The organism is Bacillus sp. JJ1566 (assembly GCF_036962685.1).
In the GTDB taxonomy this organism is placed as follows: Bacteria; Bacillota; Bacilli; order Bacillales; family Bacillaceae_L; genus Ferdinandcohnia.
The window spans coordinates 26678-49487 of the sequence record NZ_JBALOP010000003.1 but is presented as its reverse complement, the minus strand read 5'-3'; the positions used below and the strand labels follow the sequence as shown (position 1 = coordinate 49487).

Annotated in this window: 17 protein-coding genes; 14 read left to right on the top strand and 3 right to left on the bottom strand. The window is 38.0% G+C overall.

Features of this window, described 5'->3' with window-relative positions:
- Nucleotides 1–24: 24 nt before the first annotated feature.
- On the top strand, nt 25–735 hold the full coding sequence (locus V7112_RS02560) for an EcsC family protein (protein ID WP_335414969.1): 711 nt from the start codon (nt 25–27) through the stop codon (nt 733–735).
- A gap of 585 nt (nt 736–1320) precedes the next feature.
- Here V7112_RS02560 and V7112_RS02555 read toward each other — a convergent pair.
- Together V7112_RS02555 and V7112_RS02550 are read right to left on the bottom strand one after the other, a co-directional pair.
- Nucleotides 1321–2508 (bottom strand): M20 family metallopeptidase, encoded by a 1188-nt coding sequence (locus V7112_RS02555; RefSeq protein WP_335414966.1) that lies wholly within the window; start codon nt 2506–2508, stop codon nt 1321–1323.
- 96 nt (nt 2509–2604) lie between these two features.
- A complete protein-coding gene (locus V7112_RS02550; protein WP_335414963.1) occupies nt 2605–4740 on the bottom strand; it encodes a GDYXXLXY domain-containing protein in 2136 nt (711 codons plus the stop codon).
- Between the two features lie 175 nt (nt 4741–4915).
- Between V7112_RS02550 and V7112_RS02545 the strand changes: the two genes are divergently transcribed.
- The 13 genes from V7112_RS02545 (at nt 4916) to V7112_RS02485 (ending at nt 21442) form a co-directional block, all read left to right on the top strand.
- Nucleotides 4916–5608: a TerC family protein gene (locus V7112_RS02545; protein ID WP_335414961.1), complete on the top strand. Its 693-nt coding sequence runs from the start codon at nt 4916–4918 to the stop codon at nt 5606–5608.
- Nucleotides 5609–5720: 112 nt separating this feature from the next.
- Nucleotides 5721–6056 (top strand): DUF2680 domain-containing protein, encoded by a 336-nt coding sequence (locus tag V7112_RS02540; protein WP_335414957.1) that lies wholly within the window; start codon nt 5721–5723, stop codon nt 6054–6056.
- A gap of 176 nt (nt 6057–6232) precedes the next feature.
- The gene (locus tag V7112_RS02535) at nt 6233–7390 is read left to right on the top strand and encodes an acyl-CoA dehydrogenase family protein (protein ID WP_335414954.1); all 1158 of its coding nucleotides are present in this window, start codon (nt 6233–6235) and stop codon (nt 7388–7390) included.
- A 287-nt stretch (nt 7391–7677) separates the two neighbouring features.
- Nucleotides 7678–9141, top strand: a complete 1464-nt coding sequence (locus V7112_RS02530) for an extracellular solute-binding protein (protein WP_335415361.1) — start codon at nt 7678–7680, stop codon at nt 9139–9141.
- Nucleotides 9142–9421: 280 nt separating this feature from the next.
- Nucleotides 9422–10906 (top strand): extracellular solute-binding protein, encoded by a 1485-nt coding sequence (locus V7112_RS02525; RefSeq protein WP_335415359.1) that lies wholly within the window; start codon nt 9422–9424, stop codon nt 10904–10906.
- A gap of 95 nt (nt 10907–11001) precedes the next feature.
- Nucleotides 11002–12246: an MFS transporter gene (locus tag V7112_RS02520; RefSeq protein ID WP_335414953.1), complete on the top strand. Its 1245-nt coding sequence runs from the start codon at nt 11002–11004 to the stop codon at nt 12244–12246.
- Nucleotides 12247–12433: 187 nt separating this feature from the next.
- On the top strand, nt 12434–13447 hold the full coding sequence (locus tag V7112_RS02515) for an ABC transporter permease (protein WP_335414950.1): 1014 nt from the start codon (nt 12434–12436) through the stop codon (nt 13445–13447).
- Nucleotides 13448–13468: 21 nt separating this feature from the next.
- Nucleotides 13469–14344, top strand: coding sequence for a carbohydrate ABC transporter permease (locus tag V7112_RS02510; RefSeq protein ID WP_335414947.1), 876 nt, complete (start codon nt 13469–13471; stop codon nt 14342–14344).
- A 45-nt stretch (nt 14345–14389) separates the two neighbouring features.
- The gene (locus V7112_RS02505; RefSeq protein ID WP_335414942.1) at nt 14390–15505 is read left to right on the top strand and encodes a hypothetical protein; all 1116 of its coding nucleotides are present in this window, start codon (nt 14390–14392) and stop codon (nt 15503–15505) included.
- 208 nt (nt 15506–15713) lie between these two features.
- Nucleotides 15714–17231, top strand: coding sequence for a glycoside hydrolase family 28 protein (locus V7112_RS02500; protein WP_335414940.1), 1518 nt, complete (start codon nt 15714–15716; stop codon nt 17229–17231).
- Nucleotides 17232–17261: 30 nt separating this feature from the next.
- On the top strand, nt 17262–18281 hold the full coding sequence (locus V7112_RS02495) for an alpha/beta hydrolase family protein (protein ID WP_335414935.1): 1020 nt from the start codon (nt 17262–17264) through the stop codon (nt 18279–18281).
- Nucleotides 18282–18320: 39 nt separating this feature from the next.
- Nucleotides 18321–19874 carry a glycoside hydrolase family 43 protein gene (locus V7112_RS02490; RefSeq protein WP_335414931.1) on the top strand — a complete coding sequence of 518 codons (1554 nt, stop codon included), beginning with the start codon at nt 18321–18323 and terminating at the stop codon, nt 19872–19874.
- Nucleotides 19875–19888: 14 nt separating this feature from the next.
- Nucleotides 19889–21442, top strand: coding sequence for a glycoside hydrolase family 43 protein (locus V7112_RS02485; RefSeq protein ID WP_335414929.1), 1554 nt, complete (start codon nt 19889–19891; stop codon nt 21440–21442).
- A 454-nt stretch (nt 21443–21896) separates the two neighbouring features.
- On the opposite strand, the gene V7112_RS02480 is transcribed toward V7112_RS02485, so the two are convergent.
- Nucleotides 21897–22796, bottom strand: a complete 900-nt coding sequence (locus V7112_RS02480) for a pectinesterase family protein (RefSeq protein WP_335414924.1) — start codon at nt 22794–22796, stop codon at nt 21897–21899.
- Nucleotides 22797–22810: the final 14 nt, after the last annotated feature.

The window sequence follows — 22810 nt, the reverse complement described above, 5'->3', positions numbered from 1 at the left end:
AAACGAAAAGAAGGGTAGAGATGCATGAACGATTCGTATTTGTTGACGGTGGAAGAGGAATTATTTCAATGGCGTAAAAAGCTGATTAAAAAGTCAAATATGCTTCAACGTGTATCGAAAAAAGCACAAACAAAAGTAAATCAACTGATACCTGATAAAGCCCATACAGTCATTACGGAAAGTATTAAAAAAATGGTTCAGGCTACTTTAGTTGGTTCGGAATATACAACTAAGGGAAACTATCCTGAAGGAATGGCATTGCAGGTTAAAGAAAAATTGATTGAAGATAAGTTAACCGTATATAGACGTACTGCCGCGGCAGAAGGAGCTGGAACTGGAGCAGGAGGATTTTTATTATCCTTGGCTGATTTCCCACTGCTTCTCTCAATAAAAATGAAGTTCTTATTTGAAGTGGCCGCCATTCATGGGTTTGATACAAAAAACTATGAGGAACGCCTTTTCGTATTGCAGGTCTTCCAGCTTGCCTTCTCAAGTGATGCGCATAAAAAGAGAACATTAGCAATTATTGAGAATTGGGAGGAAGAAAAGCATAAATTAGTGGAATTGGACTGGCGAGTGTTCCAGCAGGAGTATCGAGATTATATTGATTTCGTGAAAATGCTTCAATTACTTCCAGGCATAGGTGCTGTCGTTGGTGCCTATGCAAATTATAATCTTCTTGATCATTTAGGTGAAACCGCGAAAAATTGTTATCGATTACGAATATTAAAATAAAGAAAACGCAAGGATGATGCTGTGAAGACAGTACAGTATTCCTTGCGTTTTTTGATGATTGATTAGGTTGTGTCTTTGCGGTACATGCTTGAGTCGAAAATATGTAAGTATGTACCGCAAGAAGAGTTTAGCGGTACATGATTGAGTCGAAAATATGTAAGTATGTACCGCAAGAAGAGTTTAGCGGTACATGCTTGAGTCGAAAATCTGTAAGTATGTACCGCAAGAAGGGTTTAGAGGTACATAACTCGAGCCGAAAATCTGTAAGTATGTACCGCAAGAAAGGTTTAGAGGTACATAACTCGAGCCGAAAATCTGTAAGTATGTACCGCAAGAAAGGTTTAGCGGTACATAACTCGAGCCGAAAACAAAAAAGTATGTACCGCAATAGTTGTTAAGCGGTACATACTTAAGCCGGAAGGCATCAGCATTTGTTCTACAATCCCTATTTATACTGTAGCTTCTTCTGATTTTTCAATCGATAAAGTGAAACTTCAATCAGTGGGGGTTCTTCATTCCCCACGGATTGTTAGTTGAACCAATCGGGCTTTTACGGACAGTTTCCCTAACCTTAAAGGTGGGGGATTACTGTCCGTTAATGCGGGATAAATATTTTAAGGTTGCAGTGCCTAATGTTTTTGCCGCAATAAGCATCGCTTTTTCATCAATATCAAATTTAGGATGATGGTGTGGATAAGCATTTGTTTCGTCAACTGGCATCGCTCCTGTAAAGAAAAAGGTTCCAGGCACATGCTGTAAATAATAAGCGAAATCCTCGCCACCCATTTGAGGTGCTGTTTCGTTTACTTTCACAACACCTGGGACATTCTCGGCTGCCTCCACAAGAAAATCAGTTTGTTCTTTATGATTGACAACAGCAGGGTAGCCACGGTGGAATGCATATGTATATGAGGAATCAGATGCGATACAAGTTCCTTTTACAATTCGCTCAATTTCTAGCTCGATTTGAGTTCGAACATCTTCACTAAATGTCCTTACGGTTCCCTCAAGTTTAGCTGAGTCTGCTATCACATTAAATGGATTTTCTGCAACGAATGAGCCAAGTGTTACGACTGCGGATTCAATCGGATCAACTCGTCTGCTCACAATTTGCTGTAAATTCATTACAAGCTGGGATCCGATAACAATTGCATCCTTCGTTGTATGTGGATGTGCCCCGTGCCCGCCAGATCCTTGAACCTTAATCTCAAATCGGTCAGCAGCAGCCATGATTGGACCAACACGGTATTCGATACTTCCTGTTGGTGTTGTTGCCCATAAATGTGTTCCGAAAATGACGTCTACCCCTTCAAGACAGCCATCCTCAATCATGGCAATGGCACCACCCGGTGCGAATTCTTCTGCATGTTGGTGGATAAGGACAACAGTTCCTGCAAGTTGCTCCCTCATTTCATGAAGAGTTTTCGCAAGTACAAGCAATGTGGCAGTATGTCCATCATGGCCACAAGCATGCATAACACCAGGGACTGTTGATTTATAAGGAACATCCTTCTCATCCTGAATCGGAAGTGCATCAAAATCGGCTCTTAGTGCAACAGTGGGTCCTTTCTTGTTACCGTGAATTTTGGCAACAATTCCATTGCCGCCAACATTTGTGCGAACCTCTACACCCATATTTTTATAATAATTTGTGATATATTCTGCTGTTTTATATTCTTTAAATGAAACTTCTGGGTGTTGATGTAAATAACGGCGAATATCAACCATTTCAGAGTACTTATTTTCTAAAGCATCATATAGATTATGTAACATATCCCCAATCTCCCCTCTTTGTACTACACTAAATTATATCATGATTAATTGGTTTTTTATTGTTATTTCCATCAAAAAAAGAGGCCCATTGGCCCCTTAATAGATGGTTTCAAGCAATGCATTTCCGTTTTTCGATATCTTTACCTTAGCGAACTTGGCATCACGCTGTAAATCTAAACCAGTTCCTTCTTTTACAAAATAGCTTTCAATCCCGAGGATAACTTCATTATAGCCATTGTACTTACCGGCAATCAGCACTTCATCTTCGGCGAGTTGATATTTTTTAGGGTCAATAGAGGTGAGGATCTCCTCACGTTGATAAATCCCATCCTTATCTTCTTTTGCGAGGATGTAAACCCGATTTCCAGAATGGACATTTTTAAGTTCATTCACTTCTGCAATTTCATAACGTAAAATAACATAGTCTCCCTGCATGACTGAACGTGGGTCCACAGGTGCCAATTCGAGTGTAATTTCTTTTCCATTTTTCAAAAGTGATTCGTTGCTTCCGATTTGGTAACCCAAAAAGCCTATTTGGAGAAGGAGTATAAGTCCAATCAGACTCCACTGCTTCTTTGTAAAAAACTTCTCATTATTTATTTCTTTAACACCGGACCTTCGATCAAAGAATTGGGTGACCATAAAGAAGACAAGCCCGATAATTAGAAGTGATAGAGATTTGTGTACCAGTGACCAAACAAGATCATAATAAGTTGATATAAATAATGCAATCCAGAAAACAAGTGTCATTCGAAACATAAAAATATCATCATTTCGTGAGAAGAAAAGGACTAATGATGTGGTAATGATAAAAAACACGAGACTATATAAAATTTCTTGCCATAACAAATTATCTAAAAAAGTGAGTGCGTAGAAAAAGAGCAGAGCATAGAAAGAACTAATTCTTTTTAATTTAGCTTCGAATCGAACAAAATAATAGATAATTGCGTTTAGCAGAGCAAAACCTATTATGACAACCTCAGAGTGTGCCCATAGTCCCAATTCATCCAAGATAAGATTCAAGGAACAGCCAATCATTGTTGAGTAGCTAAGGAATCGAATCATTCCATCCTTCATGATAAATGTAACCATGACCGATACGATTAAGAAGAAAATCGTGACCTGCGTCGAAAGGAAAAATGCTTCTAGTAGACCTGAGAAGAAACCGATAAACAGCAACGTATTTCTTACATAGGGTCCAAGCTTTTTCACAAATAAACCTACACTTATAAATAAGATACTCAAAATGACAGTAGGATAATAACTAGAGAAAAGCAGGAAGAGTACTCCTCCGAAGCTAATCGAAAACATGAAAGACCCTATAAGTGTGACAATAACAATTAAGATGCCTTTCATAGCCTGACTAATTGGAGTTTCTGCATGCTTAGACGATAGATGTCTTGCCAGCAGAACTCCACCAATAATAAGGGCAACCGAGACAATTGAGCCTATTATTTGCAATCCAAGATATCCAATTGCATCCCCAAATAAAAACGGGATTTCAACGATTTTTGTACATACGTAAAGGCTAACCATCGTGAATAAGATAATCGAAATATATTTATCAATTTTCTTTGTTACAAGATAGAAATAGGAAATAACAGCAAAAGCAATGTACAGTACATTTGTCCAACCACTATATGGTTCATACAATTCGAAAATACTCATTCCGATTAACATAATATGTGTCATGGTATAGGACATGTAATGAATGACCTTATTCCCGAAATATCGTGTAAATGTAACAATAAAAAGGATTAAATTAACAACAGCAACAACTAAAAATATGAGCCACTCCTGAAAATCTGTGCGAACGATAAAATATGATGAGGGATTCATATAGAACCAATAGGCTAGATGAAAAAGAACAAAGCTTAAAATAGACAAAGGTGCATACCTTGTTGTTATTGCAAGCAGAAACGCAGGTATTAACCAAACAACAAAGAGTACATAACTATCTGCATGAGAGTTGTAAATTTGACCAACTAATGCAACGCATAGCCCGAAGGAAACCGCACCTGCAACCAAGAGCCATTTCCCTAAAAATACTTGATGTGATAGTAGTTTTGTGGAAAGGACCGATAATAAATAAAATAAAAGCATTGCAGCAACAGCAAGAGTAACTTTTTCAAATCGTGTAAAATCTGGCCAATTCGCTGCAAAAAAGTAAAGTACGCCAGATAAAATTAATACAATTGATGCAAAGTAACCAAATGGAATTAGCTTCTTCATTAATATACTCCCCATTTCCTCAAGGAAAAAATATTCTACTAGTACTATATGTTGAGTGGATGAATCATTGTATCGATTATAATATATTTTTCCAACAATGATACCAATAATTAATGAACATTTAGATAAAAGATAAATGTAATTTAGGGAAACCTATTTTTGAGGTGAATTACTTATGGAATTGTTTTCAGCAGAGTTTTTTTCAGCTCTACTTGCAATTGTAGTAATTGATCTCGTCTTAGCGGGCGACAATGCGATTGTAATCGGTTTAGCCGCAAGAAATTTACCAAAGGAACTGCAAAAAAAGGCAATTATCTGGGGAACTGTTGGAGCAATTGTAATTCGTGCGGCGGCAACATTAGCTGTAGTATGGCTCCTTGAGCTTCCGGGATTACACCTTATTGGCGGAATCCTTCTAATATGGATTGCTTTCAAGCTCCTTACAGATGAACAAGATGACCATGAAATAGAAGCCAAAGGCTCCTTTGCGGCAGCTATAAGAACAATTATTGTAGCTGATGCGTTAATGGGACTTGATAACGTTCTAGGAGTCGCGGGTGCTGCCCATGGTAGTTTTGCATTAGTTATCACTGGGTTAGTTATTTCCGTTCCGATCATGGTTTGGGGAAGCACGCTGTTTATCAAATTAATTGATCGTTTTCCAATCATTGTTACAATCGGGGCAGCCATTCTTTCCTGGACAGCAGCAAAAATGATTGTAGGAGAACCGTTCCTACAGGATTTCTTTGATAATCCATGGCTCAAATATACGTTCGAAGCAATAGTGATCATCGCTGTTGTGCTAATTGGAACAAAGATGAAGAAAACAAAAGCACAGTCAATAAAGGAAAAAGAAAAAGCTTCTTAGAAAAGGTGGCCATCAAGGCCGCCTTTTGCAATTAAAATGAAATGCATAAAACTTGGATAATAATGGATACTAAAAATGAATTTTGTACATAACGAGGAAAGGAAGTATTTATATGAAAAGAATGGCAGGAATTGTTTTACTGGTAAGCTTCTTTCTATTAGGAGGAGTCCAAGTAAATGCCGAAATGGAAAAAGATGCAGAGAAGCCAAAAGTAGAGCTTACTGACAAGCAGAAACAAGAGCTTGATGAGCTCTATCTTGAGTTACTTGAAACCAAAAAAGAGATTATTAACAAGTACGTTGAATTTGGTGTTCTTCCAAAAGAGAAAGCCGATAAAAAGCTTAACTTTTTAGATGAACATTATCAGAAAACTAAAGAGCATGGATACATACCGATGCATCATCATAAAAAGCACAAAGAAGATGAAGATAAAAATGACCAAGACTAAGTTGAAAAGCTAGGTAAAACAGTTATTCCTGTTTTGCCTAGCTTTTTCTTTAGGTAAAATAATCAATATCTTATGAGGCGTCATTTTGGTTGGGGCATCTATTTTTAATAATTCAAATAGGAATAGTATAATATTAATATTGAATTATTAAAGGTATTCGAAAAGGAGAGGTGAAAATGCCCATTTCATTTATAAAAACAGAGAAGCAAGAACATTTATATAAGATGGCAAGAGAATTAGCAGACAGATTTAACGAGAGAGCTGAGAAGTATGATGAATCAGGTGAATTTCCTACATTAAATATTGAGGAATTAAAAAAGTCAGGCTATACGAGTCTTTCTTTACCAAAGGAATATGGTGGGGAAGAGGGTCTTTCCTTGTATGATTTTGTATTGCTGCAGGAAACACTGGCTGTAGGGGATGGCTCAACTGCTTTGTCAATTGGATGGCATCTTGGCGCAACGATGGATTTATTCGAGAAAAAGCGTTGGAGCGAAGAAAAACTTTCATTTTATGCACAACAGGTTCTACAAGGAGCATTATACAATCGTGCTGCAACAGAACCTCAAACGGGCAGCCCCACTAGAGGCGGGCAGCCTCAAACTACTGCAAAAAAGGAAGGGAATAAATGGATTCTTTCAGGTAGAAAGTCTTTTACAACCATGGTTCCTATCCTTGATTATATTGGTGTGATTGCTTCTATAGAAGGAACAGATCAGGTTGGTGAGTTTTTGGTCGAACGATCAAAAGCTGGAGTTGAAATAGAAGAAACCTGGAACACCATATCTATGCGGGGGACAGGAAGTCATGATTTAGTTTTATCCAATGTAGAACTTGAAGAAAATGATTTCGTTGAATTATTAACCCCTGATTTAAAAGCAATCCCGAGTGGTTGGATGCTACACATCCCGGCATGTTACTTAGGAATTGCAATTGCAGCTAGAAATTATGCAGTGAAATTTGCAAATGAATACTCGCCAAATAGTATAAAAGGTCCGATAAGAACTATACCAAGTGTCGGGCGTATTGTAGGGGAAATGGAAGCAGAGCTACTACAGGCTCGTCATGTTTTGTACTCGATTGCTGACAAATGGGACCGGACAATTGACCGTAGTCAACTTGGACCAGAATTAGGTCTTGCTAAATATATTGCTACAAACAGTGCCATTTCTGTAGTCGATAAAGCTATGCGAATCGTCGGTGCGAAAAGTCTCCACAAATCAAATCCACTGCAACGATACTATCGTGATGTAAGAGCGGGGCTTCACAATCCTCCAATGGATGATATGACAATTACTAAGCTAGCAGATTTAGCCTTTAAAGAAATGGAATAAGAAGTGGAAGGTAGTCTCAATGTTTTGATTGTGGCTACTTTTTTATTATTTGTATATAAAATATTTAGACTAGAATAATATTTTTATCCTATAAATGGGTAATCAGTTTCTTATAATCCAATCTCGTAAACGTTGACAAACCCTTGTATAATAAGAGTATCTAAGATTTTGATTATTTACGGAACTATGAAAGTGAACTAGATTAGGAGGTAATAAAGAATACGATTAGGAGGTATTTAGTTTTGAAGAATAGTAAAAGGAAACTTTTAGGGATATCCCTTGCATTCATGCTTGGAGCTGGTGGACTTGTTGGTTGTGCAAGCTCTGATGCATCTAAACAAACAGATCCAGATGGGAAAACGAGTTTTACAATAATGGCAAATCTTTATACTCCAGAGGTACCATCTGAAAAAATTGAAAAGCTACTTGAAGAAAAAACAGGTGTTGAATTAACGATTCAATGGACACCAGATACGAGCTACGAAGAAAAGTTAAACACAGCTTTTGCAACAGAAACCTTGGCAGAAGCAGTATTCCTAAAGAACCAAACAACATTTATTCAATTTAAAGAGGCAATTCGCGATGACCAGTTCTGGGAAATCGGACCATATTTAGAAGAATTCCCGAACCTGGGTAAGCTAAATGAACAAATTTTAGAAAACACAGCTGTTGATGGTAAGATTTATGCGTTATACCAAGGCAGACCATTATCCCGACAAGGGCTAATTTATCGTAAAGATTGGGCCGATCATTTAGGCTTAGAAGCGCCAAAATCAATTGACGATGTGTATGAAATGGCAAGAGCGTTTACAGAGGATGACCCAGATGGAAACGGCAAGGTTGACACATTTGGAATTACTGACCGTGCAGATCTTTCTTATGGTGCATTCAAAACAGTAGCATCTTGGTTAGGAACTCCAAACGGCTGGGGTGAAAAAGACGGACAACTTCTTCCGGAATTTATGTTTGATACGTATATCGAAACAATGGATTATATTAAAAAGCTACGTGATAAAGGTTATATCAACCAGGACTTCCCTGTTACAAGCAAAGAAGATCAGCAAGCATTCTTTAAAAATGGAACCGCTGGTATGTACATCGGATCAATGGCCGATGTAGTAAGTATTCATAAGGATGCAGTAACACTGAATCCAGATATCGAGTTTGATGTTCAGAATAAAATCGTCGGGCCAAATGGTGAATATGGGATATGGGCAATCCCAGGCTACGGAAATGTCGTCTTATTCCCTAAAACGGCTGTTAAATCAGAAGAACAATTAAAAGAAATTCTAGGTTTCTTTGACAAACTTGCAACTCCAGAAATTGCGAACTTAATATTCTGGGGAATTGAAGGAGAACATTACACAGTTCAAGAGGAAAGAGCACTTGCCTCAGAAGATACTGATTTAACAACTAGAGAGGTAAAACCTTATCAGTCCCTTGAAATCGGAGAACCTCAGACAAATGGCAGATATGAAGGTGTATTCACATTGCCAGCTAAGGAAAAGGCTGAAGAATTAATTTTAGACAATGAAAATTACTTAATTCATGACCCAACAGTTCCGCTGGATTCTGCAACATTTGCAGAAAGAGGCGAACTCTTGAACCAGAAAATTCATGATGCAACCTATCAATATATTCTCGGTGATCTCGACAAAGCTGGATTCGAAAAAGCAATTTCAGATTGGAAGAAATCAGGTGGCGATGACGTAATTAAAGAATTTAATGAGGCGTATCAAAAACTAAACTAGGTATGATTCTTCTAATAGGGTGAAGGCATATATTTTGTCTTCACCCTTTAAGAAATCCCCTTAGCTAAAGAGTCAAAACGTTTTGTAAATATGATAATCATTTTCTTACAACCATCTTTGAAAGTGCTTTCAAACTCTGTGTTGGAGGGATATGTGAGAATTTGATTATTCACATCATCATACCATGGAGATAAATTTAAGGTGCACCACAAAAAAATAAATAGGGGGAATTACTTTGAAGAAAAGTAAGAAGAAATTTTTAGGCTTATCCCTTGCTTTGATGCTAGGGGTAGGAGGCCTTGCTGCTTGTTCAAATGAAAGCGCTTCAGGCGATAAAAATTCTGACAAGCCGAAAGAACAAAAGGAGGAGAAAGTTAGCTTTACGATTATGGCTAACCTTCATACACCTGAAGTGCCATCTGACAAAATTGAAGTGCTGTTAGAGGAAAAAACAGGTGTTGATCTAAAGATTCAGTGGACTCCGGATACAAGCTATGAGGAAAAACTGAACACGGCATTTGCAACAGAAACTTTACCAGAAGCGGTATTCTTGAAAAACCAAACAACTTTCATTCAATTTAAAGAAGCAATTCGCGACGGACAGTTTTGGGAAATCGGACCATTTTTAGATGAGTTTCCTAACTTAAGCAAATTGAATGAGCAAATTTTAGCAAACACAGCAGTTGACGGAAAAATTTATTCCTTATATCAAGGAAGACCATTATCACGTCAAGGTCTAATTTATAGAAAAGATTGGGCTGATAAATTAGGTCTAGGTACTCCTGAAACGACGGAAGATATTTACGCAATGGCTAAAGCATTTACAGAACAAGATCCAGATGGAAACGGCAAAAATGATACATTTGGACTTACTGATCGCGCTGATTTAGCATATGGTGCTTTTGATACAGTAGCATCTTGGTTTGGAACTCCGAATCAATGGGGTGAAAAAGATGGGGAATTACAACCAAGATTTATGTTTGACGAGTTTTACGACACAATGGATTACTTTAAAGACCTACGAGATAACGGATATATTAACCAAGACTTCCCAGTAACAAGTAAAGAAGATCAACAAGCATTCTTTAAAAATGGTACTGCTGGTATGTATATCGGTTCAATGGCTGACGTGGTGAGCCTTCATAAGGATGCGGTTCAATTAAACCCTGACATTGAATATGATGTGCACAATAACATTCATGGACCGAATAATGATTTTGGCGTATGGGCAATCCCTGGTTATGGAAACGTTGTGTTATTCCCTAAATCAGCTGTAAAAACTGAAGAACAGTTAAAAGGTATTCTTGGTTTCTTTGATAAATTAATGACTCCGGAACTGTCTAACCTCATTTTCTGGGGAATTGAAGGCGAGCACTATGAAGTACAAGATGGCAGAGCGTTAGCATCTGAGGATCAAGATTTGACAAACCGTGATGTGAAGCCATATCAGGCACTTGAAATTGGCGAAATTAAAACAAACGGTAGATATGATGGAGTATTTACATTACCTGCTAAGGAAAAAGCAGAAAACCTCATTATCGATAATGAAAATTACTTGATTCATGACCCAACAGTTGCACTTGACTCATCAACTTTTGCTGAAAAAGGTGAGCTTCTTAACCAAAAAATCACTGATGCAACTTATCAGTATATTTTAGGAGATCTGGATAAAGCAGGCTTTGAAAAAGTCGTTAACGATTGGAAGAAGTCTGGTGGAGACGATGTAATTAAGGAATTTAACGAGTCTTATAAAAAGTCTAAATAATCATCGTGCTCTGAACGTAGAATAAAAGGCTGTCCAATACAGCCTTTTATTTTATTTCATATGATTACCATTTTTTATATTAGGGATGTGTCCTTATGTTCCAAATTGACAAGGCGAGAAGATTAAATCAGCAGGCTGTCATTTCCCTTGTAAACCATGCCATTTACCAATTCGGAAATTCTATGTCTTTAATCTTTCTCAATATCTATTTATGGAGATTAACAAACAGCTTATTTATAAATGCTGTCTTCAATTTAGTGGCGCTACTTGCCCAGGCTTTTACAACATTCTCGATTGGTAAATTCGCAAAACGGAAAGGAAAGCTGCTCTCATATCGATTAGGTATCTTTATTACAGCTTTCTTTTATCTTTTTATTTTAATAGCCCAAGAAGAAATTGTGACATTTTATCTTATTTTTGCAATTATGAAAGGTATTTCCCAGGCCTTATATTGGTTAGGGTATTTCACAATTGTCCATGAAGTTTCAACAGATCAAAACCGTCTTCGGGTTTTAGGATTAAATACGATTGTCATGAATGGTACAAATCTTTCGGGACCAGCTATTGCGGGGTTTATCATCGGTTTATACTCAGGATTCCAAGGTTATATGATTGTCTTCGGTGCAGCTTTCGTCATGTTTGCGATTGCAGCAATTGGAAGCATGAAGCTAAAAAAAGAGGAGAACCATCATACATCCTATTACATGAAGTACCTCCCATTAATTTTAAAAAGGGAACCATTGTTTAAGAAATCTATGGTTGGATGGTTTATTTTAGGGTTCCCGCACGGAATTTTATCGTTTATTCCATCTATTTTATTATATGAAATCTTTCTTAAAGAACAGACAGTGGCTAATTTAAATATCGTTTTCTTGTCATTATCGATTATTTCAAGTTATTTTATTTCAAGGTTTGCGCAGTCTGAAGGGACTGTAAAGTATTTGCTGCTCTCAGCTGCAGGCTTTACTTTATCCACTGTTTTTTTACTTGCAGATTTATCAGCTTTAACGGTCATTTTGTTTATGTCCATTTATTCTATTTTTAAGCCTCTGCAAGGGAATTCATATGAAGCTTTTTACTATAACATGATTGGACAGCTTCCATTAAAATCAAATTTTAGAACAGAAGCAGTTGTTTTGCGAGAAACGATTATTAATTTAGGTAGAGGTTTTGGGATAATCATTTTCTTAACTTTTGTAAATGGCATTGAAGCAGATAGTATTCCATTTGTACTCTTTGGATTAGCGGTAGTACAATGGTTCATTCCATATTTGGTTACAAATAATCAATCATTTTTTACGAAAAATAGAAGTGGACGATATAATCATAATCTAAGATAAGCGGACAAAGTCTCCTAAACTACCACATTCTAGCCGGTATATGAAACTTTGATTATTTACGATATGTAAAAGAATTTAGAAAATACATGTATAAGGTTTTATTCATATCGGTAACATGAACAACTCCTATTGTATTTGCTTTTGAAAAACCTTTAAAAGCGAAAACATAAGCGATTGCAAATAAGAGATGAAAGGGATGATGAAAGTGAAATCAGAAACAGTTATTGAACAAAATAGCCAAACAGATCTAACGACACAAAAGACAGTTGTTAATCATGATTTGCAACGGAGCTTTAAAGCCGAAATAAAAAGGCGGATATTTAAAAATAAACTATTATATTTGATGATCCTTCCAGGCTTACTGTTTTTACTTATTTACAAATATGTTCCAATGCTTGGTCTAGTGATCTCATTTCAAAATTACAAACCATATCAAGGGATTTTAGGAAGTGAATGGGTAGGGTTTGAACACTTTATTCGCTTGTTCTCGGATTCAGATTTTTGGATGATATTACGAAATACACTTGTCCTTTTTGGATTGCATATTTTTATAGCGTTTCCAATCCCGATCGTTCTGGCATTAATGCTAAATGAAGTTAAAAATCTTTTCTTTAAAAGAACAATACAGTCACTGATCTATATTCCACACTTCATGAGCTGGGTAATTATTGTTTCGATCAGCTTTGTTCTATTAACAATGGACGGTGGATTAATCAATGAACTACTAGTAAGTTTGGGCTTAAGTAAAGTTAACTTCCTCATGAACTCCGATTGGTTTAGACCTATTTATATCACACAAGTTGTGTGGCAAAGTGCTGGTTGGGGAACCATCATTTACTTAGCGGCTATTTCTGGGGTAGACCCTGGGTTATATGAAGCAGCGAAAATGGATGGAGCAAGTAAATTACGTCAAATTTGGCATATTACAATACCTGCAATCCGTCCAGTTATCATTGTCTTACTTATCCTAAAAATTGGTGATGTGTTAGAGCTTGGTTTCGAGCATGTATATCTATTACTAAATGCATCCAACCGTAGTGTTGCAGAAATTTTTGATACGTATGTATATGTAACTGGATTATTACAAGGTCAATACAGCTATAGTACAGCAGTTGGCTTATTTAAAGGGCTTGTTGGTTTAATCCTTGTGGTCTTTGCTAACAGAATGGCTAAGAAATTTGGAGAAGAAGGTATCTATTAAGATAAGAAGGGGAGTGAAAGTATGGTTGGAGAAAAACAGATTGGAAGTCGCATCTTTCGTTATGGGAATTACTTATTGCTTATTTTGATAGCACTTACAATGGTGCTGCCATTCATCCATGTTATCGCAGCCTCGTTCACTACGAGTGCAGAGTTAGCGGATAAACGTTTTGTCTTATTTCCAACTGTATTTAGTTTAGATGCCTATAAATATATTTTCTCAACAAATACAATTTTTAGGGCATTATTCGTTTCAATTGGTGTAACACTTATCGGTACATTATGGAGTATGTTCATTACACTACTAACAGCGTATGGGTTATCACGTAAAGACTTAATCGGTAGAAGACAAATCTTGTTCTTATTCGTATTCACCATGTTATTTAGCGGTGGAATGATTCCTACCTTCTTAATTGTTAAAAACACGGGTTTACTTGATAGCTATGCGGCATTAATCGTGCCAGTTACAATCAATGTCTTTAATATGATTATTTTACGAAGTTTCATTATGGGATTACCAGAAGGACTAATCGAGTCAGCGAAAATTGATGGCTGTAACGACTTTGGGGTTTTATTTAGAATTGTTATGCCAATTTCAAAGCCAGCCTTAGCAACTGTATCGTTATTCTATGCAGTAGCCTACTGGAACACATATATGCATGCAATTCTATATATCAATGATGCAGCAAAATGGCCAATCCAAGTTTTATTAAGACAAATTGTTGTACTTGCGAGTGGTCTTAGCTACGATAGCTCTGAATTTACAAATATTCCACCGCCAGATATTACTATTAAGATGGCAGTCATTGTTGTCGCAACAATCCCTGTATTAATGGTATATCCGTTCCTACAAAAATACTTCACAAAGGGAGCTATGCTTGGCTCAATGAAGGAGTAGTTTAATAGGATTATATAAAAAATACAATATGAAGGTGAGCTGCAGATGGATTTAACCAATTCTTTTGAGAAATTAGATTCTCTATTTGATGGTTTTTTTGAATGGCTGGCAGGTCAATATGATCCGACTACAGGCGGTTTCTATTATGCAAGAAGCTCTGTATCTGATAGCTCCTTTACACCTGACATCGAATCAACTGCCCAAGCCTTAAACATTTTATCGCGAAATGAATTACTTACTAAAATGCCCGTAGAATTACGGGCAAAATTTATTTCTTTTTTCAAAGATAAGCAAGACTCAGATACAGGATTTTTCCTAGATGAAAATCCACACATGAAAGATGACGAAGTAATGGTCAGCAGAGCCTTCAATTATTCAGTAAACTCATTATCCCGTTTAGGTGGTTCACCTTTATATCCATCACCTGTTGAACTTAATCAAGCACCACATTACGTAAATACAGAAGAAGAATACGTAAAGAAATGGAAAAGGATTAGTTTAGTGAATAGTTGGCGTGGTTGTGACTTATTAGCATCTTCTTGTATGTATATCGGACAGATGGACCAAGAGAAACAGGAAAAAATGATTCAAATTGCTGCAAAGTACTTAGAAAGCATTCAAGATCCACAAACAGGTCTTTGGGGTGAAGGCAGCATGTATGTCCGAATCTCAGGGACCTTTAAGCTTCATACGTTCTACCATAAGTTCGGGTTACCAATGCCGCGAGTGGAAAAGATGTATCAAAGCATTCTTCACTGTTTACGAACCGAAATAGCCAAGGATATGTGCTACATCAGGAATCCGATTGATTTATTATCCTATATCAATCTAGAAATTCCCAAACACGAACTTGAAGAGATTATACAAATTACGGTTGATAATATCGAAAAACTAAAACGACCAGATGGCGGTTTTTCAAGAGAAATTGGCCATTCACCGACTGCACCAAATGTTGCACAGGTTAAATCTGATGAGTTTTATCCAGATATGCCGGTTGCCGTTCATTTAGGCAAAGGTTTATACGAAGGGGATATGAATGCCGGCACGCAAGCTACCTTGATCAGATTGCAATTGCACAAATTAGCTGGGAAATCAGCAAGCCCGATAAAAGGCTCTGATCAGTTTTATGAACTCGTTGAAAATAGATTACAAGAGAAATAGCAAATAACATTATTCAGCCAAACTGCGACTGAATAATGTTATAGCCTTCGGCGGATGCCACAGATTTTAAAAGGAAACTTTTCGAGCAGTAAGATCAAAGACTAAAAACGCCACATCCTGTGGCAACGTCTTTATGACCCACTTCCTGTGGGCCCAAAGTCTGGGCGCAAATACGCTGAGGCGCATTTGATTTTTTGGAGGGATTAGAATGGCTTTTTTAGACATCACACAATTAGGAGCAATTGGAGACAACAGTACGGATCATACGGAGATTTTTGCTCAGGCAATAAAACAAGCTGCTGAAAATGGAGGGGGAACTGTCTTTGTTCCAGCTGGAACGTATTTAACAGGACCAATCGTATTAAAAAGCAATATCACTCTTTACTTAGAAGCAGGTGCAACAATCAGGTTTTTTGATGAATTTGATCGCTACCAACCCGTTAAAACACGTTGGTCTGGATATGAGTGCTATGGGTATTCTCCACTAATTTTTGGAGAAAATCTTCACAATGTTGCAATTAAAGGAGAGGGGTCCTTTGATGGGCAAGGGAAAGCATGGTGGTTGATTAATAGAGAGCTTCGTAAAAATAGTACTGCCTACTCTTCAAAAACGACCGAACGAATTGCCAAACTAAATCAAGATTTCATGGAGCCCATTGAAACCAATCTAGTTGAATGGGATTCACAATTTTTACGTCCACCATTATTACAATTGCTCAATTGTAAGCATGTCACAATAGACGGTGTCACTTTAAAGAATTCACCATTTTGGAATACACATCTCGTTTATTGCGACCATGTTACCGTTCATAATGTCACCTTTGAAAATCCAGCAGACACTCCAAATGGTGACGGATTTGATGTTGATTCTTGTTCGAATGTGCGCGTTTCAGATTGCCACTTTGCTGTTGGAGATGACTGTCTCGTTTTAAAATCAGGGATTAATGAAGACGGAAGAAGAGTAGGGAAGCCAACAGAAAATGTGGTTGTCACAAACTGTACCATGCACCATGGACATGGTGGAATCGTTCTCGGAAGTGAGATGTCCGGTGGAATTAAAAATGTAACGATTTCGAACTGCACATTTATTGGAACAGACCGTGGGGTACGTATAAAAACAAACCGTGAACGTGGCGGCTATGTGAAAAATATCCTGGTGAACAATATTTATATGGAAGATGTATTATGTCCAATTGCAATTAATTCATTTTATCGCCATGGCGTGAATGAAAAAGACCCGGCAGTGAATAGTCTTGATGCACAGCCAATCACTGAAAAAACACCAGAAATTGAACATATCCAAATTAGTAATATTACAGCGAAAAATTGTAGAGCAGCTGCAGGTTTTATTTACGGTCTGCCTGAAAAGCCAATTAACGATATTTCCATCCATCATTGTACTATTGAAATGACCCCTGACCCAAGTGAAAAGGGAGGAGAACCAGATATGGTTCAGGAAGAATTAGTAATGGCGGGAGCGGGAATTTTCGGAAAGTATATTTCAAATTTAGATATCCACCATGTACGTGTAGAAACTCGTCAAGGAGCGGGACTGCAAATTGAGGATAGTGAGTATGTAAATATTGATCATTTTTCAATGAGAAACCAACATGATACCACACCCGTTGTTGTTTTAAACCAAGTCGAAAATAGAAATATTGATGGCAATGCAACACAAATGGCAAGTCCACATTATTTGCGAATAGACGAGCCTAGCAATGTTTAAAACCGTATTTATTAATGTGGGGGGATTAACATGTGGGTGACCCATCCATTTTTAGATGAATTATATCAGGAGACAGTAAAAAGCAACCCGAAAACCTATGATGATAAATGGCAAACGTCATTAACTTCAAAATTTCAAGAGTTAATTGGGACTTTTAAAAGTGATGTACCACTTCAACCTACAATAAATAAGCAAATGGTGTTTGACCAATATACTAGGTATAGTATCGAGATTACGACACTACCAAGTTTGAAGTTACAGATGTATGTCTTAATTCCTAATAATCTAGAGGGAAAAAAAGCTCCAGCGATTCTAGCCTTGCATGGTCATGGCTATGGAAACAAAGATATTGTGGGTCTTGATCCGTCTGGCAATGGCCGAAAAGGCGATCCAGGCTTACATAAAGACTTTGCAATCGAGCTTGTGAAACGTGGATTTATCGTGATAGCTCCAGAATTAATTGGGTTTGGAGAACGATCCTACTCAAACGATAAGCGCCAATCTCCATCTGATAATTCTTGTTATTCGTTGGCAAGTCTATTGCTCCTTTATGGAAAGACGCTTGCAGGGCTTCGTGTTTTTGAGTGTCAAAGAGTATTAGATTTTATGGAAGAATATGAGCAAATTGATTCTTCTCGAATCGGGTGTATGGGAATTTCGGGAGGCGGACTTGTTGCCGCCTTTACATCCATTCTTGATAAACGTATTCAGGCAACCGTCATATCTGGCTATACCAACACATTCAAAGAAAGCATTATGAACAGAAGACATTGTTTAGACAATTATGTACCGGGGATATTGCAGTACGCGGAGATGCCTGAATTAATCGCCTTATTGGTGCCACGACCATTATTTATTGAGTCAGGAAAAATGGACCATCTCTTTCCTGTAAAAGAGACAGAAAAAGCTATTGAACATATTAACGGCATCTATTCTAAGCGTAATGTTGAACACCTTGTAAATTGGCACTTATTTGAAGGTGGCCATGAAATATGTGGTGACCAATCCTTCGAGTGGTTATCTTCTATTTTTAATCATGGAAAAATGTAAAACAACAATCAAATAACTCGTTTGGAGTTGAACAAATATATGATGGAAGCTAAGAGAAGTCTCGCTGTTGGTAATGTTTGGCAAGCTGATTTAGAAAATGGGATGTTTCAAAATCCAATTTTACATGCAGATTACTCGGACCCTGACGTTATTCGTGTTGGCAAGGACTATTATATGGTTTCATCAAGCTTTCATATGTCACCTTGTTTGCCAGTGTTACATTCTACTGATCTTGTGAACTGGAAAATTATCAATCATGTTGCGGATACATTACCATTTGAGAGCTACGATAACCCACGTCATGGCGATGGAGTTTGGGCACCAAGTCTTCGCTATCATGAGGGAAGGTTTTGGGTGTTTTTTGGTGCACCGGACGAAGGGATTTTTATGAGTACAGCTGAAGACCCAGCAGGAGAATGGACACCCCTTCATTTAGTGAAGAAAGTAAAAGGCTGGATTGATACGTGTCCATTTTGGGATGATGATGGTCAGGCCTATCTTGTAAGTGCTTTTGCAAAAAGCAGAATTGGATTTAAAAGCATATTACATATTAGTCGTATGAAGCAGGATGGAACAGAGCTGTTAGACGAAGGAATTCATGTGTTTGACGGTAACGAGGCTCATCCAACAATTGAAGGACCAAAATTATACAAACGTAACGGGTATTATTATATTTTTGCACCTGCCGGAGGGGTTGCAACAGGGTGGCAAACCATTCTTCGTTCAAAAAATATATTTGGCCCTTATGAAGATAAAATCGTTTTACATCAAGGAAATACGTATATAAATGGCCCGCATCAAGGCGGATGGGTCGAGACAGAAACCGGAGAATCATGGTTTCTTCATTTTCAAGATAAGGGGGCTTATGGACGAATTGTTCATCTTCAGCCCATGGAGTGGGAAAATGATTGGCCAGTAATGGGTCATAATCAAAATAAACAAGGAATCGGTGAACCAGTACTCAAATGGGAAAAGCCAAAATCAAAAGTGGTTTCAGAGATTATTGTTCCTGATATGAGTGATGATTTTAGTTCAGGTCAATTAGGGCTTCAATGGCAATGGCAAGCAAATCGTAAACCCCATTGGTATGAATTAAAGGAGCAAATGCTTCGATTACACGCAATTGGACATCCCGGTGAAACAAATCTTTACCATATCCCAAATATATTGACACAAAAATTTCCCGCCGAAACCTTTAAAGTGACAACAAAACTTAGATTTACTTCTGAAACGAAGTATGACCAAACTGGACTAATCGTATTAGGAAGACAATACGCCTCTATTGCGGTAAGGAAAGTTGAAGAGCAGCTTAGTTTGTTTTATATCACTGGGGATGAGGAAACGTTACAAAATGAAGTGTGTGTTGGGAAATTGGATGGACGTGAGCTAACATTACGGGTTGAGGTAGAGGAAGGAGCGAATTGCAGCTTTAGTTATAGTGAAGATGGAGTCACCTTTCAAAAGGTAGACGAGGTATTTGAAGCTACCCCAGGTAAATGGGTTGGGGCTCAAATCGGAATCTATTGTTATAACAGCGAGTATGAAAATAGTAAAGGATATGCAGAATTCGACTATTTTTCGGTTCATAACTAAAAGGGGAGAAGCGAATGTCTACTTTTAAAAATCCTATTATTCCGGGATTTTATCCGGATCCATCGATTTGTCGGGTCGCAGATGATTATTATTTAGTTACTTCCACCTTTGTATACTTTCCAGGGATTCCGATTTTTCAGAGCAAGGACTTAGTAAACTGGCGACAAATCGGACATGTGCTCACGAGACCAAGCCAATTAAACCTAGACGGGACACCAAATTCAAAAGGGATCTATGCGGCAACCATTCGATATCATAAGGGAATCTTTTATGTCATTACAACCTTTGTGGAAAGTCAGACGGGTGCGAGAAGAAATTTCTTTGTAACAGCAGAGAACCCTGAAGGTCCATGGTCTGACCCATATTGGTTAGACGACTGCCCCGGTATTGATACATCCTTATTTTTCGATGATGACGGGAGAGTATATGTTACGGCAAATCGCCGGCCGCCGGGTGGTCAGATGTACCCAAAACATATGGAAATTTGGCTGCAGGAATTAGACTTAGAGACAAAGCAATTGACTGGTGAAAAATATAGTCTTTGGGACGGGGCATTAAAGTATGTTCATGCTCAAGAAGCACCTCACATCTATAAAGTGGACGGCATGTATTATTTGTTAATTGCAGAAGGTGGCACAGGTTTTACCCATTCAATCACTGTTGCTCGCAGTGAATCGATAACGGGTCCTTATGAAGGTGCCAAAACAAATCCAATTCTAACGCATCGACATTTAGGAAGGGATTATCCGATAACGAATGTGGGGCATGGGGATCTTGTTGAAACGAGCAATGGCGAATGGTGGATGGTTTGTTTAGGCTCACGTCCATACGGTGGTGAGTATCGCAATCTAGGCAGGGAATCATTTCTTGTTCCGCTTAAATGGGAAGAGGGGTGGCCAGTTGTCAATCCAGGTAAAGGTATTGTTGAACTCGAAGGGTCCAAACCTAATTTAGACGAGAAAAGATGGCCATCCGAGCCTGCCTGTGATCATTTTGATAATCCAGAATTAGAGATGCAATGGAATTTTATTCGTACACCAAGAGGTGATTTTTGGTCATTAAAGGAACGGCCAGGTTATTTACGCTTACGATTAAAGCCTGAAACCATAACAGAAGCTGTTAATCCTGCTTTTATTGGACGTAGACAATGTCATATCAATTTTGCAGCACGAACAAAAATGGAATTTTCGCCAAATAATAGACATGAGGTTGCAGGCTTAGTCCTACTGCAAAATACTGAATTTCACTATCGTGTAGAATACACACAGTCTGAGATGCGATTAGTAAAAAGAGAAGCAGGCATTGAAGAAATCCTCGCTGTGACACCATATCAACATCAAATTGTCTTTCTTAAAGTGGAGGCATATGGCCAGTCCTATCATTTTTACTTTGCAGAAGAACCGGAAAAGTGGAAAATCCTTAAGGAAAATGTGGATGGCAGACTTTTAAGTACGGATGTTGCTGGTGGATTTACCGGAGTTTATATGGGAATGTACGCGAGTTCTAATGGTGTTGAGTCAGTAAACTTTGCTGACTTTGATTACTTTGAGTACTCCGGTTTAGATTGAAGGATGATGTACCGCAAGAGGTGTTTAGCGTTACATACTCTGGCTAAAAATCAGCAAGCATGTACCGCAAGACGTGTTTAGCGTTACATGCTCTGGCCAAAAAGCAGCAAGCATGTACCGCAAGACTTGTTTAGCGGTACATGCCCTGGCTAAAAAGCAGCAATCATGTACCGCAAGACGTGTTTAGCGTTACATGCCCTGGTCAAAAAGCAGCAAGCATGTACCGCAAGACGTGTTTAGCGGAACATGCCCTGGCCAAAAAGCAGCAAGCATGTACCGCAAGACGTGTTTAGCGTTACATGCTCTGGCCAAAAAGCAGCAAGCGTGTACCGCAAGACGTGTTTAGCGTTACATGCTCTGGCTAAAAAGCAGCAAGTATGTACTGCAAGAAGTGCTTAGCGGAACATGCCCTGACTAAAAAGCAGTAAGCATGTACCGCAAATAAAAAAGGAGCTTATTTTGGTAACCATTTATCTTTCGCATGGAAGATATTTTCTAATGTGTATTTGGCAGCTTGCTCTTTGGTTAATGGTTTTGCCCAGTTAACCCTCCCAGTGGTTTCACTTCCAGGTCCAGTACTACCAAATTCAAAATACCGAGCTGTTTTTTCATTTTCTTCATTTCTCCAATTATCCCAACCTTGTGGATGGATATGCTTACCCATCCACGTACTGATAAATATTGTTTGAGCGTATGGACGCCATGGGCGACCTAAATAAACTTCTGTAGCTTCTTCTGCTCCAGTCAATTTACAGTTTTTGAAACAAAAGCCAAACTCGTTTTCCTCCGGAGTAGAGGCTGCAGTTATATAGCCTTTACGCAAGCTATGAATCGTACAAACTTCGAATACTGCAATACCCGAACCAAAGATGAAATCAACATGTCCTTCTATAAAACAGTGAGAAAAATAATGTCTGCCCTTAGAAGTGTATAAGGTATCTTGATTTCCTAGTAGACTTACATGCTTAAATATACATTTGTCACCTGCTACATACAGTGCAAGTGCCTGGCCAATCTCAGCACCATAGCCAGCAGCATTTTGAATTGTAAGATGTTCCAATTGAAAGTGGTCAGCAAATGCATGAAAAACAGCCGTTTCAAATGTTCCGATTTCAGTGCCGTTCTTATTTTTCATCCGAGCGTATTTACTTCCCACAATAATTGTTTTGTTTTCACCAGCACCTGTGATGGTAAGATTGGGTTTGTTTTCAGGGACTGTAATGATTTCATCATATATACCTTCTTTAACAACAATTTTCACAGGCTCCAATGGAAAGACCCGAACCGCATCAATCGCGGCTTGGATGGTTGTAAAATCTCCATCTCCATTTTGAGAGACTATTAGTCTTTGCATGAGTATATCTCCTT

Bases quoted from the DNA above. Each gene is read 5' to 3' on its own strand.
- V7112_RS02560 (WP_335414969.1), top strand. From the start codon at position 25: ATGAACGATTCGTATTTGTTGACGGTGGAAGAGGAATTATTTCAATGG.
- V7112_RS02555 (WP_335414966.1), bottom strand. From the start codon at position 2,508: ATGTTACATAATCTATATGATGCTTTAGAAAATAAGTACTCTGAAATG.
- V7112_RS02550 (WP_335414963.1), bottom strand. From the start codon at position 4,740: ATGAAGAAGCTAATTCCATTTGGTTACTTTGCATCAATTGTATTAATT.
- V7112_RS02545 (WP_335414961.1), top strand. From the start codon at position 4,916: ATGGAATTGTTTTCAGCAGAGTTTTTTTCAGCTCTACTTGCAATTGTA.
- V7112_RS02540 (WP_335414957.1), top strand. From the start codon at position 5,721: ATGAAAAGAATGGCAGGAATTGTTTTACTGGTAAGCTTCTTTCTATTA.
- V7112_RS02535 (WP_335414954.1), top strand. From the start codon at position 6,233: ATGCCCATTTCATTTATAAAAACAGAGAAGCAAGAACATTTATATAAG.
- V7112_RS02530 (WP_335415361.1), top strand. From the start codon at position 7,678: ATGCTTGGAGCTGGTGGACTTGTTGGTTGTGCAAGCTCTGATGCATCT.
- V7112_RS02525 (WP_335415359.1), top strand. From the start codon at position 9,422: ATGCTAGGGGTAGGAGGCCTTGCTGCTTGTTCAAATGAAAGCGCTTCA.
- V7112_RS02520 (WP_335414953.1), top strand. From the start codon at position 11,002: ATGTTCCAAATTGACAAGGCGAGAAGATTAAATCAGCAGGCTGTCATT.
- V7112_RS02515 (WP_335414950.1), top strand. From the start codon at position 12,434: ATGAAAGGGATGATGAAAGTGAAATCAGAAACAGTTATTGAACAAAAT.
- V7112_RS02510 (WP_335414947.1), top strand. From the start codon at position 13,469: ATGGTTGGAGAAAAACAGATTGGAAGTCGCATCTTTCGTTATGGGAAT.
- V7112_RS02505 (WP_335414942.1), top strand. From the start codon at position 14,390: ATGGATTTAACCAATTCTTTTGAGAAATTAGATTCTCTATTTGATGGT.
- V7112_RS02500 (WP_335414940.1), top strand. From the start codon at position 15,714: ATGGCTTTTTTAGACATCACACAATTAGGAGCAATTGGAGACAACAGT.
- V7112_RS02495 (WP_335414935.1), top strand. From the start codon at position 17,262: ATGTGGGTGACCCATCCATTTTTAGATGAATTATATCAGGAGACAGTA.
- V7112_RS02490 (WP_335414931.1), top strand. From the start codon at position 18,321: ATGATGGAAGCTAAGAGAAGTCTCGCTGTTGGTAATGTTTGGCAAGCT.
- V7112_RS02485 (WP_335414929.1), top strand. From the start codon at position 19,889: ATGTCTACTTTTAAAAATCCTATTATTCCGGGATTTTATCCGGATCCA.
- V7112_RS02480 (WP_335414924.1), bottom strand. From the start codon at position 22,796: ATGCAAAGACTAATAGTCTCTCAAAATGGAGATGGAGATTTTACAACC.